This is a genomic window from Comamonas sediminis, from assembly GCF_041107495.1.
GTDB classification, from domain to species: Bacteria; Pseudomonadota; Gammaproteobacteria; order Burkholderiales; family Burkholderiaceae_C; genus Comamonas; species Comamonas sediminis.
This window is the reverse complement of sequence record NZ_JBGBDC010000003.1, coordinates 453,021-465,804: the sequence shown is the minus strand read 5'-3', so window position 1 is coordinate 465,804 and position 12,784 is coordinate 453,021. Positions and strand designations below refer to the sequence as shown.

General features: G+C 66.5%; 11 protein-coding genes. 10 read left to right on the top strand and 1 reads right to left on the bottom strand.

The annotated features are described in order from the left end of the window. Nucleotides 1–3: 3 nt before the first annotated feature. From gspD to AB7A72_RS09685, 6 genes are all read left to right on the top strand, one after another. Nucleotides 4–2,322 (top strand): type II secretion system secretin GspD, encoded by a 2,319-nt coding sequence (gene gspD / locus AB7A72_RS09710; RefSeq protein ID WP_407064965.1) that lies wholly within the window; start codon nt 4–6, stop codon nt 2,320–2,322. Between the two features lie 24 nt (nt 2,323–2,346). Then, on the top strand, nt 2,347–3,708 hold the full coding sequence (locus AB7A72_RS09705) for a GspE/PulE family protein (protein ID WP_369459775.1): 1,362 nt from the start codon (nt 2,347–2,349) through the stop codon (nt 3,706–3,708). Nucleotides 3,709–3,779: 71 nt separating this feature from the next. Next, the gene (locus tag AB7A72_RS09700) at nt 3,780–4,061 is read left to right on the top strand and encodes a hypothetical protein (protein WP_369459774.1); all 282 of its coding nucleotides are present in this window, start codon (nt 3,780–3,782) and stop codon (nt 4,059–4,061) included. 111 nt (nt 4,062–4,172) lie between these two features. Continuing rightward, complete coding sequence (locus tag AB7A72_RS09695; protein ID WP_369459773.1) at nt 4,173–5,189, top strand: LLM class flavin-dependent oxidoreductase; 1,017 nt, start codon at nt 4,173–4,175, stop codon at nt 5,187–5,189. 93 nt (nt 5,190–5,282) lie between these two features. Beyond that, nucleotides 5,283–5,852 (top strand): hypothetical protein, encoded by a 570-nt coding sequence (locus AB7A72_RS09690; protein WP_369459772.1) that lies wholly within the window; start codon nt 5,283–5,285, stop codon nt 5,850–5,852. A gap of 98 nt (nt 5,853–5,950) precedes the next feature. After that, the gene (locus AB7A72_RS09685) at nt 5,951–7,285 is read left to right on the top strand and encodes a glycerate kinase type-2 family protein (protein ID WP_369459771.1); all 1,335 of its coding nucleotides are present in this window, start codon (nt 5,951–5,953) and stop codon (nt 7,283–7,285) included. Between the two features lie 33 nt (nt 7,286–7,318). On the opposite strand, the gene AB7A72_RS09680 is transcribed toward AB7A72_RS09685, so the two are convergent. Continuing rightward, a complete protein-coding gene (locus tag AB7A72_RS09680) occupies nt 7,319–8,236 on the bottom strand; it encodes a LysR family transcriptional regulator (protein ID WP_312461649.1) in 918 nt (305 codons plus the stop codon). Nucleotides 8,237–8,448: 212 nt separating this feature from the next. Here AB7A72_RS09680 and gcl point away from each other — a divergent pair, with 212 nt between their 5' ends. Genes gcl through AB7A72_RS09660 form a run of 4 tightly spaced genes read left to right on the top strand, consistent with a single transcriptional unit; the run spans nt 8,449 to nt 12,778 of the window. Beyond that, nucleotides 8,449–10,239: a glyoxylate carboligase gene (gene gcl / locus AB7A72_RS09675; protein ID WP_312461648.1), complete on the top strand. Its 1,791-nt coding sequence runs from the start codon at nt 8,449–8,451 to the stop codon at nt 10,237–10,239. Nucleotides 10,240–10,271: 32 nt separating this feature from the next. Continuing rightward, nucleotides 10,272–11,075 carry a hydroxypyruvate isomerase gene (gene hyi, locus AB7A72_RS09670; protein ID WP_312461647.1) on the top strand — a complete coding sequence of 268 codons (804 nt, stop codon included), beginning with the start codon at nt 10,272–10,274 and terminating at the stop codon, nt 11,073–11,075. A 51-nt stretch (nt 11,076–11,126) separates the two neighbouring features. Beyond that, nucleotides 11,127–12,041, top strand: a complete 915-nt coding sequence (locus tag AB7A72_RS09665; protein ID WP_312461646.1) for a 2-hydroxy-3-oxopropionate reductase — start codon at nt 11,127–11,129, stop codon at nt 12,039–12,041. 38 nt (nt 12,042–12,079) lie between these two features. Next, nucleotides 12,080–12,778: a helix-turn-helix transcriptional regulator gene (locus tag AB7A72_RS09660; RefSeq protein WP_312461645.1), complete on the top strand. Its 699-nt coding sequence runs from the start codon at nt 12,080–12,082 to the stop codon at nt 12,776–12,778. Nucleotides 12,779–12,784: the final 6 nt, after the last annotated feature.

Here is a 12,784-nt window from a genome sequence, read left to right as displayed (position 1 = left end):
CATATGATGCATTACCACTCTCCCATTTATCGATTTGCGCTGCACTCCATTGCGGCGAGCGTCCTTCTAATGGGCGGCAATGGCGCGGCGCTTGCGCAGACGGCTGTCAACGCCGGCACTGCCAGCATTCGCCCCGGCGAGCCGGTGACCCTGAACTTTGCCAATGCCGACATCGAGTCCATCGCGCGCACGATGGCCACCATCACCGGCAAGAGCGTGGTGGTGGACCCGCGCATCAAGGGCACGATGAACCTGGTGACCGACAAACCCGTCTCGCCCCAGGCTGCGTTCGAGCAGTTCCTCGCCGCCTTGCGGCTGCAGAACTACACCGTGGTCGAGGCCGCAGGCCTCTACAAGGTGGTGCCCGAGGCCGATGCCAAGCTCCAGGGCGGTACGGTGCGCATCACCCAGGGCGGCGCCGGCGGGCAGGTGCCCGGTGGCGGCCAGATCGTCACCCAGATCTTCAAGCTCAACTTCGAGAGCGCCAACAACCTGGTGCCAGTGCTGCGTCCGCTGATCAGCCCCAACAACACCATCAATGTGAACCCGGGCAACAACTCCCTGGTCATCACCGACTACGCCGACAACCTGCAGCGCCTCTCGCGCATCATCGCGTCGATGGATGTGGCCAACGCCAGCGATGTGGAAGTGGTGCCGCTCGAGCATGCGGTGGCCACCGACATCGTGCCCATGCTGCAGCGCCTGCTGGAAGGCGGCCAGACCGTGTCCGCCAGCGGCACGGCCACTGCCGGCGCAGCCCCGGGCGCCGCGCAGACCGACAACGCCTACCGCACCTCGGTGCTGGCCGACCCGCGCACCAACAGCATCCTGCTGCGCGCGGCCAACCCGGCACGCCTGTCTCAGGCCAAGATGCTGATCGGCAAGCTGGACAGCCCCAGCCGGGGCGCCAACGCCTCGGGCAACATCCATGTGGTCTACCTGCGCAATGCCGATGCCACCGCGCTGGCGACGACCTTGCGCGCGGCGCTGGCCGGCCAGGACGGCAACAGTGCAAGCCCCTCCACCAACCTGTCGAGCAGCGGCAGCAGCGGTGGGCTCAGCACCAACACGCGCAGCGGCCTTACCTCGCTCGGTGGCAGCACCAGCGGCACGCTGGGCAACAGCGCCAGCAACAGCAGCGCTGGTGGCCTGGGCTCGGGCGCGCGCCTGGGCACCGGCACCTCGTTGGGTACCTCGGGCGACAGCGGCAGCGCCACCGGCGGCATCATCCAGGCCGACACGGCCACCAACTCGCTGATCATCACTGCACCGGAGCCGCTGTACCGCCAGATCCGTTCGGTCATCGACCAGCTCGACAGCCGCCGCGCCCAGGTGCTGGTCGAGAGCCTGATCGTCGAAGTCAGCGCCGAGAAGGCTGCGCAGTTTGGCGTGCAGTGGCAAAGCCTGCTGGGCCAGGGCAACAACGTCGTCGGCGTCATCGGCAACAACTTCACCGTGGGCGGGGCCAACCTGTTCAACCTGGCCGCCGGCATTGCCAATGGCACCTACAACACCCTGCCCAGCGCCGGCATGAACGCCGGTATCGCCTTCAAGCACAACGGCGAGTATGTGCTGGGCGCGCTGGCCAATCTGCTGCAGACCAATGCCGATGGCAATGTGCTGGCCACCCCCAACCTGCTGACCCTGGACAACCAGGAAGCGCAGATCCTGGTCGGCCAGAACGTGCCCTTCGTCACCGGCTCCTACGCCAACAGCACGGGCAGCAGCACCGTCAACCCCTTCACCACGGTGGAGCGCAAGGACGTGGGCCTGACCCTGCGCGTGCGCCCGCAGATCAATGCCAACGGCACCGTCAAGCTGACCATTTACCAGGAAACCTCCAACGTGCTTGACGGCACGACCACCAATGCCAATGGCCCCACCACCAACAAGCGCTCGATCGAATCGACCGTGCTGGTGGACGACGGCTCGGTGATCGTGATCGGCGGCCTGCTGCAAGACCAGTACTCCGGCTCGGTGCAGAAGGTGCCTTACCTGGGCGATATCCCCGGCATTGGCGCGCTGTTCCGCAGTGACACCCGCTCGCGCAAGAAGACCAACCTGATGGTCTTCTTGCGCCCCGTGGTGATGCGCGATGCCGCCGCCACCCAGCAGGTCAGCATGGACCGCTACGAGCTGATGCGAGGCGCGCAGATTGCCGCCCAGCCCGAGCAAAGCACGCGCGTGCCGATCAACGATTCGTCCATCATCACGCCGATGGGCCAGCAGACCTCGGGCACGCCACTGGGCTACTCGGAAACACCGGTGATCGAGTCCCGCCCGCTGACCGTGACGCCGCAAGGCATGCGCTTCGAGCCCTGATAGCGCGCACAGAGAGCCGAACCCATGCGCCACCCCCTGCCCTATGCCTTTGCGCGCAGCAGCCAGTTGCTGCTGGAAGAAGATGCCGGCCAGCACCTGCTGTGGCACGGCGCGCAGCCCCAGGGCTCCGCGCTGTCCGAGGTGCTGCGCAAGTACCCCGTGCAGCACCTGGCCCAGCTGGACGATGCCGAACTGGCCCAGCGCATCAGCGCCGCCTATTCACACAGCGAATCCAATGCCGCCACCGTGATCAGCGAGGTGGAAGAAGGCACCGACCTCTCGCGCATGATGCAGGACATCCCCGCCGTCGAGGACTTGCTCGAATCGGCTGGCGATGCACCCATCATCCGCATGCTCAACGCGCTGCTCACGCAAGCTGCGCGCGACGGCGCCTCGGACATCCACATCGAGCCCTATGAGCGCCATTCCAGCGTGCGCTTTCGCATCGATGGCTCGCTGCGCGAAGTGGTGCAACCCCACCGCGCGCTGCATGCGGCGCTGATCTCGCGCCTCAAGATCATGGCCGATCTGGACATCTCGGAAAAACGCCTGCCCCAGGACGGCCGCATCAGCCTGCGCCTGGGCACCCGCGCCATCGATGTGCGGGTCTCCACCCTGCCCAGCGCCCATGGCGAGCGCGCCGTGCTGCGTTTGCTCGACAAGAGCGAATCCAAGCTCAGCCTGGGCTCGGTCGGCATGCAGGGCGAAACGCTGGCGCGCTTTGAAAAACTGGTGACCCAGCCGCACGGCATCGTGCTGGTGACCGGCCCCACCGGCTCGGGCAAGACCACCACCTTGTATGCGGCGCTCAGCGGGCTCGATGCCAGCCAGGGCAACATCATGACGGTGGAAGACCCGATCGAGTACGAGCTCTCGGGCATCGGCCAGACCCAGGTCAACCCCAAGATCGACCTGACCTTTGCCAAGGCGCTGCGCGCCATCCTGCGCCAGGACCCGGACATCATCATGATTGGTGAAATCCGCGATTTCGAAACCGCGCAGATCGCCATCCAGGCCTCGCTGACCGGTCACTTGGTATTGGCCACTTTGCACACCAACGATGCGACCAGTGCCATCACCCGCCTGACCGACATGGGCGTCGAGCCGTTTCTGCTGTCCTCCTCGCTGCTGGGCGTGCTGGCCCAGCGCCTGGTGCGCCGCATCGACGACAGCGACCCCAGCGGCTACCGGGGCCGCACCGGCATCTTTGAGCTGCTGGTGGTGGACGAGGCCATCCGCGCCCAGATCCACGCCCAGGCGCCCGAGTCCGAGATCCGCAACCAGGCGATGGCCAACGGCATGCACCTGATGCGTGAGGACGGCGAGCGCCTGGTGCGCGAAGGTATCACCAGCGCGGAGGAAGTCGTGCGCGTCACGCGCGATTAACCGCGATTAACCGAATATCCCGTAGGCGCCGCCCGCGCCAACGGGTATTGGCGATTTGACACAATCGCCCCATGTTGGAATCGCTCAATACCCTCGTCGCGCCCTACGGCGGCATGTTGTTTCTCTGGCTCAACGTGCTGGCCATCGCCAGCCTGGCAGCGCTGCGCCATTTTCAGCCGCGCATGTCCACCGCGCAGCTGCGCCGGCTGATGCGCATCGCGGGCCTGATGGCGCTGGTGATCTCCTGGTTTGCGATGCAGCAAGGCGAGCGCTACCTGGCGACGGCGCTGCTGGTGCTGCTCTGGGGGATTCTGGTGGGGATCAGCTGCGCGCGGGCGATTCGGCAGCGTTGAATTCAGGCAGCTTTTGCGCTGCCTCGGTCTGACTAAAACAAGGCTCCGGCCTACGCATTTCCCCCATACCCACAGTCAGCAAAGGATATTTGCCTAGGCAAGAATGTCCCCATGACTGAGACAAAAACACCCCCCGCGCTTTCGATGTTGGACCTGGTGGCTGTGCGCGAAGGCGGCACCGTTGCCCAGGCTTTGCAACTGGCCGTGCGCACGGCGCAGCATGTCGAGTCGCTCGGCTTTACGCGCTACTGGATGGCCGAACACCACAACATGCCGGGCATTGCCAGCTCGTCCACGGCCGTGCTGATCGGCCATGTGGCGGGGGCGACCCAGCACATCCGCGTGGGCTCGGGCGGCATCATGCTGCCCAACCATGCACCGCTGGTGGTGGCTGAGGCCTTTGGCACCCTGGCCGAGCTCTACCCGGGCCGTATTGACCTGGGCCTGGGCCGCGCGCCGGGCACCGATGGCATGACGATGCGGGCACTGCGCCGAGACCGGGTCGAGACCGAAGAGGATTTCCCCCGCGATGTGATGGAGCTGCAGCGCTTGCTGGGCCCCGCCCAGCCTGGGCAAAAGCTGGTGGCCACGCCGGGTGCTGGCACTAATGTGCCGCTGTGGTTGCTGGGTTCGAGCCTGTTCTCGGCCCAGTTGGCCGCGCACCTGGGCCTGCCCTATGCCTTTGCCTCGCACTTTGCGCCGCGCATGCTGCAGCAGGCCGTGCAGCTGTACCGCGACCTGTTCAAGCCCTCGGCTACGCTGGACAAGCCCTATGTGATCGTCGGCGCGCCGGTGATTGCAGCGCCTACCGACAGCGAGGCCGAGTTCCTCGCCAGCAGCACCTACCAGCGTGTGCTGGGCATTGTGACCGGCAAGCGCGGCCTGCTGCCGCCACCGGTTGAAGGCTTTATGGACAGCCTGAACATGGCCGAGCGCCAGGCGATCGAAGGCTTTTTGGCCGTAGCCTCCATTGGCGGGCCCGAGCGGGTGCAGCAGCGTCTGAAGGTGCTGGCTCAGCACACCGGGGCCGACGAGCTGATGCTGGTTTGCGATGTCTATGATGGCGATTTGCGTCTGCGCTCGCTCGATATTGCCACGCAGGCCTTGCGTGCAGGCTACCCCGCCTAAGCAGCGGCTTAACCTGCGCCTTTCGCCCTGATAAGCGCCCTTTTTTCAGCAAAAGCGGCGCCGCTCCCGCCTCACCCAGGCTATGCTTGCGCCATGTCTGCTCCCTCTAGAACCACCCTGCCAGTGGCACTGACGGCCTGCACCCTGCTGGCCGGCTGCCTGCAGCAGCCCCCCGACGATCCACCGCCACCCACGCCGCAGGCACAGGAGGCTGCGCCGGCCATGGCCCCGGCTGCAGCGGCCGGCCAGCCCCCAACCAGCGCCGGCAACGAAGACCCCGCGCTGGCGGCGCACATGCAAACGCCCGAGTTCCGCCGCGAATACCGCACCAAGCAAGAGCAATTGCAGACCGAGGCCGACGTTCAGGAGAAGGCTCCATGGCTAGGCAGCACCGGGTTGACGGAGGCCCAGGAGCGCTCCGTGCCCCGCTATGTGCGCATGGAACTGGGCCAGTCGCTGGCCAGCGCCGACCCGGTGCTGGCTGAGGATTTGCAGTACATCGGCCACTTTGCCGAGCTGGACGGCACCGTCTATTACTGGCGCATTCCCGACAAGGCCCATGCCCATGGCGACACCCATGCCGGCCCGGCCTATGTCTACATCCGCAAGGACACGGCGGGCGTGTTCTACACCGACTGGGGCAACCGCACGCCACCGGGCTGATGGCGGCCATCGCGGCTGTACAGCGCGTGGCCAGGAATAACGTCTATTCCACCGGCGCGCGCCGCCTGCTTTCATAATGGCCAGCGGAGACCTACCGCATGAGCCACACCCCATCCCCAGCGCTGGCCGATCCCCGGCGCGATCCCCAGCAGTTTCTTCTGGACCTGTACCAGCGCGCGGTGCAGCGCGCCCAACCGCTGCACAGCATGGCGCAATACCTGCCGCCACCGCCCAAAGGCCGCACCGTGGTGCTGGGCGCCGGCAAGGCGGGCGGCTCGATGGCGCAGGCGCTCGAAGCCCTGTGGCCCCAGGATGCCCCGCTGTCGGGCCTGGTCGTCACCCGCTACGGGCATATTCCGCCCCGCCCGCCTGGGCTGGCCCAGCGCCTGGAAGTAGTCGAAGCCGCACATCCGGTACCCGATGCCGCCGGCTTGGCCGCGGCTGAACGCATCCTGGCGCTGACCCAAGGCCTGACCGCCGATGACCTGGTGCTCTGCCTGGTCTCGGGCGGCGGCTCCGCCCTGCTGACCTTGCCCGCCGATGGCATGGACCTGCAGGACAAGCAGCGCATCAACCAGGCTTTGCTGGAGAGCGGTGCCGCCATTGGCGAGATGAACTGCGTGCGCAAGCACCTCTCGCGCATCAAGGGCGGGCGCCTGGCTGCTGCGTGCTACCCCGCCAAGGTGGTGACCCTGACCATCAGCGATGTGCCTGGCGACGACCCCTCGGTCATCGCCAGCGGCCCCACGGTGCCCGATGCCTCGACCTGCGCCGAGGCACTGGCGATTCTGAACCGCTACCAGATCCCGCTGCCCGACAGTCTGCGCGCCGCGCTGGAAGATGGCGCGCTGGAAACCCCCAAGCCCTGCGATCCACGCTTTGCCGGCCACGAGGTGCATTTGATCGCCACGCCCCAGCAATCGCTGGATGCGGCGGCCCAAGCCGCCGTTGCCGCCGGTATCGCCGCCCATGTGCTGTCCGATGAGATCGAGGGCGAATCGCGCGAGATCGGCAAGATGCATGCAGCGTTGGCACGCGCCGTGGCCCGCCACGGCAGCCCGTTTGCCAAACCTTGCGTCATCCTCTCGGGCGGCGAGACCACGGTCACCATCCGACCGCGCCAGCCCGGCGCGGCCAAGGGGCGCGGTGGCCGCGCTGGCGAGTTCTGCATGGGCCTGGCGCAGGCCTTGCAAGGCCAGGGCGGTGTCTGGGCGCTGGCGGCCGATACCGACGGCATCGATGGCGTCGAAGACAATGCCGGCGCGCGCGTGGCGCCCGACACATTGCAGCGCGCTGCGGCGCTGCAGTTGCGCCTGAGCGACCACCTGGACCGCAACGATGCCTATGGCTTTTTCGAAGCGCTGGGCGACCTGGTGGTGACCGGGCCGACGCACACCAACGTCAACGATTTCCGCGCCATTCTGATTCTGTGATCCGGGCTGCCAGGCTGGGCGGACGCTCCGCGCCTAGCCGCCTTGGGGCAGGTTCTCCCACCAGGCGGCATCAAAGCTGCCCTGCAAGAACGCGATAAAGGACTGCACCTTTTGCGGCACCAGGCGCGGCGAGGGGTAGACCGCGTGGATCTCCTGCTCCGGCAGGCGGCAGGTCTTGAGCACCTCGACCACGCGGCCCGCCTTCAGCGATTCATGCGCCACATAGCGCGGCAGCGCGGCCACGCCCATGTGCGAGCGCGCCGCAGCCAGCAAGGCCGAGAGGTTGTTGGAGCGCAGCCGCCCGGTGACCGGCACGGAGACGGACTCGCCACTGGCATTGCGCAGCCGCCAGACGTCATTGCCCTGCACACTGCTGTAGATCAGCGCCGAATGCTCTTTCAGGTCTGAAGGCCGGCGCGGCGTACCCTGCTTGCGCAGGTAGGCGGGCGAGGCCACCAGCACCCAGGGATTGACCCCCAGCATGCGCGCGCCCAGCGATGAATCGGCCAGCTTGCCCAGGCGCAGCGCCACATCGATGCCCTGGGCCACCAGGTCGGTGTAGCGGTCTTCAAAGCTCAGGTCCACCTGCACCTGCGGGTTGTGCTGCATGAACTCCATCGCCAGCGGAATCAGCACGCGCCGCCCAAACGCCACCGAGCTGCCAATGCGCAGCTGGCCCTGCACCTGCGTCTGCCGCACCTGCACCACATTGTCGGCATCGGCCACATCGCTGACGATGCGCTTGCATTTCTCGTAGTACAGCGCGCCCGCTTCGGTCAGGCTCACGCCGCGCGTATTGCGGTTGAGCAGGCGCACCTTCAGCCGCGCCTCCATCGCTGCGACCTGCTTGGTCACCGTGGGCTGGGTCGATGAAAACTCCTGCGCCACCTTGGTGAAGCTGCCCGTTTCCACCACGCGCACGAACATGTGCATGGCATCGAGTCGGTCCATGGTTGTGTCTCCTGGGATAGCTGCGGCCTCGCAGGCCGCATGTCACATGCTGGGCGCTTTTTTGAACAGGTTCATAGCACCTCTGCGCCCGATGATGCGGCATGCAGCGCACCGCCGTCCATTCCTGGCTGGAATAAATTTTATGGTCCGCCTGCGCCTTCCGGCAAACGCCCGCCTTCCCTACAGTCGATCCCAGCTGTAAAGGAGACCCCATGGCCAAAATGAAAGCGATCGAAGCCGCCGTCCGCGTGCTGGAAAAAGAAGGTGTGAGCGTCACATTCGGCGTTCCCGGCGCTGCCATCAACCCGCTGTACGCGGCGATGAAGGAGCATGGCGGCATCGGCCATATCCTCGCCCGCCATGTTGAAGGCGCCAGCCACATGGCCGAGGGTTATACCCGCGCTGTGGCAGGCCATATCGGCGTCTGCATTGGCACCAGCGGGCCGGCCGGCACCGACATGATCACCGGGCTGTACTCGGCCAGCGCCGATTCGATCCCGATCCTGTGCATCACCGGCCAGGCGCCGCGCGCCCGGTTGCACAAGGAAGACTTCCAGGCCGTGGACATTGCCTCCATCGCCAAGACCGTGACCAAGTGGGCGGCCACCGTGCTGGAGCCCGCCCAGGTGCCCGGCGCCTTCCAGCAGGCCTTCCACCTGATGCGCTCCGGCCGCCCCGGCCCGGTGCTGATTGACCTGCCCATCGATGTGCAACTGGCCGAGATCGAGTTCGACATCGACACCTACGAGCCCCTGCCCGTCTACAAGCCCGCCGCCACGCGCAAGCAGGCAGAGAAGGCCATCGCGATGCTCAATGCCGCCGAGCGCCCGTTGATCGTCAGCGGCGGCGGCGTCATCAATGCCGATGCCGCAGACCTGCTGGTGGAACTGGCGGAGACCCTCGATCTGCCGGTGATCCCCACGTTGATGGGCTGGGGCAGCATCCCCGATGACCACCCGTTGATGGCCGGCATGTGCGGCCTGCAGACCAGCCACCGCTATGGCAACGCCAGCATGCTGGCCTCGGATTTTGTGCTGGGCATCGGCAACCGCTGGGCCAACCGCCATACCGGCTCGGTCGATGTCTATACCAAGGGCCGCAAGTTCATCCATGTCGATATCGAGCCTACCCAGATCGGCCGCGTGTTTGCGCCCGACTTCGGCATCGTCTCGGATGCCAAGGCCGCGCTGGAGCAGTTCGTTGCTGTCGCCAAGGACTGGAAGGCCGCCGGCAGGCTGCGCGACCGCAGCGCCTGGGTGGCCGACTGCCAGGGCCGCAAGAACAGCATCGACTACCTGCGCAAGACCCACTTTGACAACGTGCCGATGAAGCCCCAGCGCGTCTACCAGTGCATGAACCAGACCCTGGACCGCGACACCACCTATGTCTCCACCATCGGCCTGTCGCAGATTGCCGGGGCGCAGTTTCTGCATGTCTACAAGCCGCGCCACTGGATCAACTGCGGCCAGGCCGGCCCCTTGGGCTGGACCACGCCGGCCGCGCTGGGCGTGCGTGTGGCCGATCCGCAGCGCAAAATCGTCGCGCTGTCGGGCGACTACGACTTCCAGTTCATGATCGAGGAGCTGGCTGTGGGCGCGCAGTTCAAGCTGCCCTACATCCATGTGCTGGTCAACAACAGCTACCTGGGCCTGATCCGCCAGGCGCAACGCGCCTTCAGCATCGACTACTGCGTGCAGCTCGCCTTTGACAACATCAACATGGACGCCGGCGAGGCCGCGCGCGGCTATGGCGTGGACCACATCAAGGTGGTCGAAGGCCTGGGCTGCAAGGCCATCCGCGTGCACCGCCCCGAAGACTTTGCACCCGCGATGGAGCAGGCCGAGGCATGGATGGCCGAGCACCGCACGCCGGTCGTCATCGAATGCATTCTGGAGCGGGTGACCAATATCGCGATGGGCACCGAGATCGACAACGTCGTCGAGTTCGAAGGCCTGGCCACCGGCAAGGCCGATGTCCCCAGCGCCCTCGCGATGCTGGATTGAAGAGCCCCTCGTTTTTTAACCGGAGTTTTGCCATGCCCCGTTTTGCTGCCAACCTCAGCATGCTGTTTACCGAAGTGCCCTTTCTCGACCGCTTCGAGCGCGCCGCCCAGGCCGGCTTTGAGGCCGTGGAGTTTCTGTTTCCCTATGCCCATAGCGTCGAAGAGATCCAGCAGCGGCTCGATGCCACGGGCCTGCAGATTGTGTTGCACAACCTGCCTGCGGGCGATTGGGAGGCCGGCGAGCGCGGCATTGCCTGCGATCCCCGGCGGGTGGATGAATTCCGCGCCGGCGTTGCCAAGGCCGTCACCTATGCCCATGCGCTGGGCGTGCCCCAGCTCAACTGCCTGGCCGGCAAGGCGCCCGCCGGTGTGGATGCCGCCACCCTGCGCCGCACCCTGGTCGACAACCTGCGCTTTGCCGCAGCGGCGCTGAAGATGGCCAACCTGCGCCTGCTGGTCGAGCCCATCAATGCCTTCGACATTCCCGGCTTTTACCTGGGCCGTACGGACCAGGCGCTGGCCATTTTGGACGAAGTAGGCGCCGCCAACGCCTTTGTGCAGTACGACATCTACCATGCCCAGCGCAGCGAAGGCGAGCTGGCTGCCACCTTGCAAAAACACCTGGCCCGCATCGGCCATGTGCAGCTGGCCGACAACCCGGGCCGCCACGAGCCGGGCACGGGCGAGATCCACTACCCCTACCTGTTCGCACACCTGGACCGCATCGGCTACAGCGGCTGGGTGGGTTGCGAATACAAGCCCGCGCAAAGCACCGAGGCGGGCCTGCACTGGCTGCAGACCGTGGCGGGCCAGAAGCGCGCGGCGGCCACCGCTTGACCGCCCCGGTACCGACACCCACACATCGATAAAAACCAAGGAGATTTCCGCATGCATGCAACGCCACTCAAACTGGGCTTTATCGGCCTGGGCATCATGGGCGCGCCCATGTGCAGCCACCTGATCGCCGCCGGCCACCAGCTGTTCATCAACACGCGCGGCAAGGTGCCCGCCGCCATCGCCGAGAGCAGCGCCACCCAATGCACATCGGTGCGCGGTGTGGCCGAGCGGGCCGACATCGTCTTTGTGATGGTGCCCGACACGCCCGACGTCGAGCAAGTGCTGTTTGCGGCTGATGGCCTGGCCGCCGGCCTCAAGGGCAGCAGCGGCAAGATTGTGGTCGATATGTCGTCCATCTCGCCGGTAGCGACCAAGGACTTTTCCAAGCGCATCACGGCGCTGGGCGCGCAGTACCTGGATGCGCCGGTATCGGGCGGCGAGGTCGGGGCCAGGAATGCCACCCTGTCCATCATGGTCGGAGGCCCGGAGGCGGCCTTCGAGCGGGTCAAGCCGCTGTTCGAGACCCTGGGCAAGAACATCACCCTGGTAGGAGGCCATGGCGACGGCCAGACCGCCAAGGTGGCCAACCAGATCATCGTGGCGCTGAACATCGAGGCGGTGGCCGAGGCCCTGCTGTTTGCATCGCGTGCCGGTGCCGATCCGGCCCGGGTGCGCCAGGCGCTGCTGGGCGGCTTTGCATCGTCCAAGATCCTGGAAGTGCATGCCGAGCGCATGATCCAGCGCACGTTTGATCCGGGCTTTCGCATCGCGCTGCACCAAAAGGACCTGAACCTGGCGCTGTCCAGCGCGCGCCAGCTCGGCGTGTCACTGCCCAACACCGCCCAGGCGCAGGAGCTGTTCAACAGCTGCGTGGCCCATGGCGGTGCGGGCTGGGACCATTCCGGCCTGGTGCGTGCGCTGGAGATCCAGGCCAATTTCGAGATCGGGCAAAAAGCGCCGGGCTGAGCCAGCCGCAGGCCCGGCAGACCGGCTATGCTTGCGCGATGTCCCGCCCTGCCCGCCTGCTCCGCCTGCTCGATCTGTTGCGCCGCGCCCGCCAGCCCCAAACCGGCCCGGCGCTGGCCCAGACCCTGGAGGTAAGCCTGCGCACCCTCTACCGCGACATCGCCAGCCTGCGCGAGCAAGGCGCGGCCATTGAGGGCGATCCGGGCATTGGCTTTGAAATGCGGCCCGGCTTTTTGCTGCCGCCGCTGATGTTCAATGCCGATGAGCTCGAAGCCTTGCTGCTGGGCGCGCGCTGGGCCAGCCTGCAGGCCGACCCGCAACTGGCCAGTGCCGCCAGCGCCGCGATGGACCGCATCCGCAGCGCCTTGCCGCTGGAGCTGCGCATCGCAGTCGATACCAGCGGCCTGATGGTGCCCAACATGCAGCCCAACCCCCAGCCCGAGCCCTGGCAGACCGCGCTGCGCCGCGCGATCCGCGCCGAGCACAAGGTGGTGCTGCACTACGAGGACCAGCACGGCTGCCTGACCGAGCGCCTGGTCTGGCCGTTTGCCATGGCCTATTTCGACCGCAGCCGGGTGGTCTCTGCCTGGTGCGAGCTGCGCCAGGGCTTTCGCCACTTTCGGGCCGACCGGGTGCATGCGATGCAGGAGCTGCAGGAGCGCTACCCGCAAAGCCGGCACCGCCTCATCCAGCGCTGGCTGGCGGAGACGGGCTACACGTTGGAAGGCTGGTCCTGAGCGCCT

Bases quoted from the DNA above. Each gene is read 5' to 3' on its own strand.
- hyi (WP_312461647.1), top strand. From the start codon at position 10,272: ATGCCCCGTTTTGCTGCCAACCTCAGCATGCTGTTTACCGAAGTGCCC.
- AB7A72_RS09685 (WP_369459771.1), top strand. From the start codon at position 5,951: ATGAGCCACACCCCATCCCCAGCGCTGGCCGATCCCCGGCGCGATCCC.
- AB7A72_RS09695 (WP_369459773.1), top strand. From the start codon at position 4,173: ATGACTGAGACAAAAACACCCCCCGCGCTTTCGATGTTGGACCTGGTG.
- gcl (WP_312461648.1), top strand. From the start codon at position 8,449: ATGGCCAAAATGAAAGCGATCGAAGCCGCCGTCCGCGTGCTGGAAAAA.
- AB7A72_RS09680 (WP_312461649.1), bottom strand. From the start codon at position 8,236: ATGGACCGACTCGATGCCATGCACATGTTCGTGCGCGTGGTGGAAACG.
- AB7A72_RS09665 (WP_312461646.1), top strand. From the start codon at position 11,127: ATGCATGCAACGCCACTCAAACTGGGCTTTATCGGCCTGGGCATCATG.
- AB7A72_RS09690 (WP_369459772.1), top strand. From the start codon at position 5,283: ATGTCTGCTCCCTCTAGAACCACCCTGCCAGTGGCACTGACGGCCTGC.
- gspD (WP_407064965.1), top strand. From the start codon at position 4: ATGATGCATTACCACTCTCCCATTTATCGATTTGCGCTGCACTCCATT.
- AB7A72_RS09705 (WP_369459775.1), top strand. From the start codon at position 2,347: ATGCGCCACCCCCTGCCCTATGCCTTTGCGCGCAGCAGCCAGTTGCTG.
- AB7A72_RS09700 (WP_369459774.1), top strand. From the start codon at position 3,780: ATGTTGGAATCGCTCAATACCCTCGTCGCGCCCTACGGCGGCATGTTG.
- AB7A72_RS09660 (WP_312461645.1), top strand. From the start codon at position 12,080: ATGTCCCGCCCTGCCCGCCTGCTCCGCCTGCTCGATCTGTTGCGCCGC.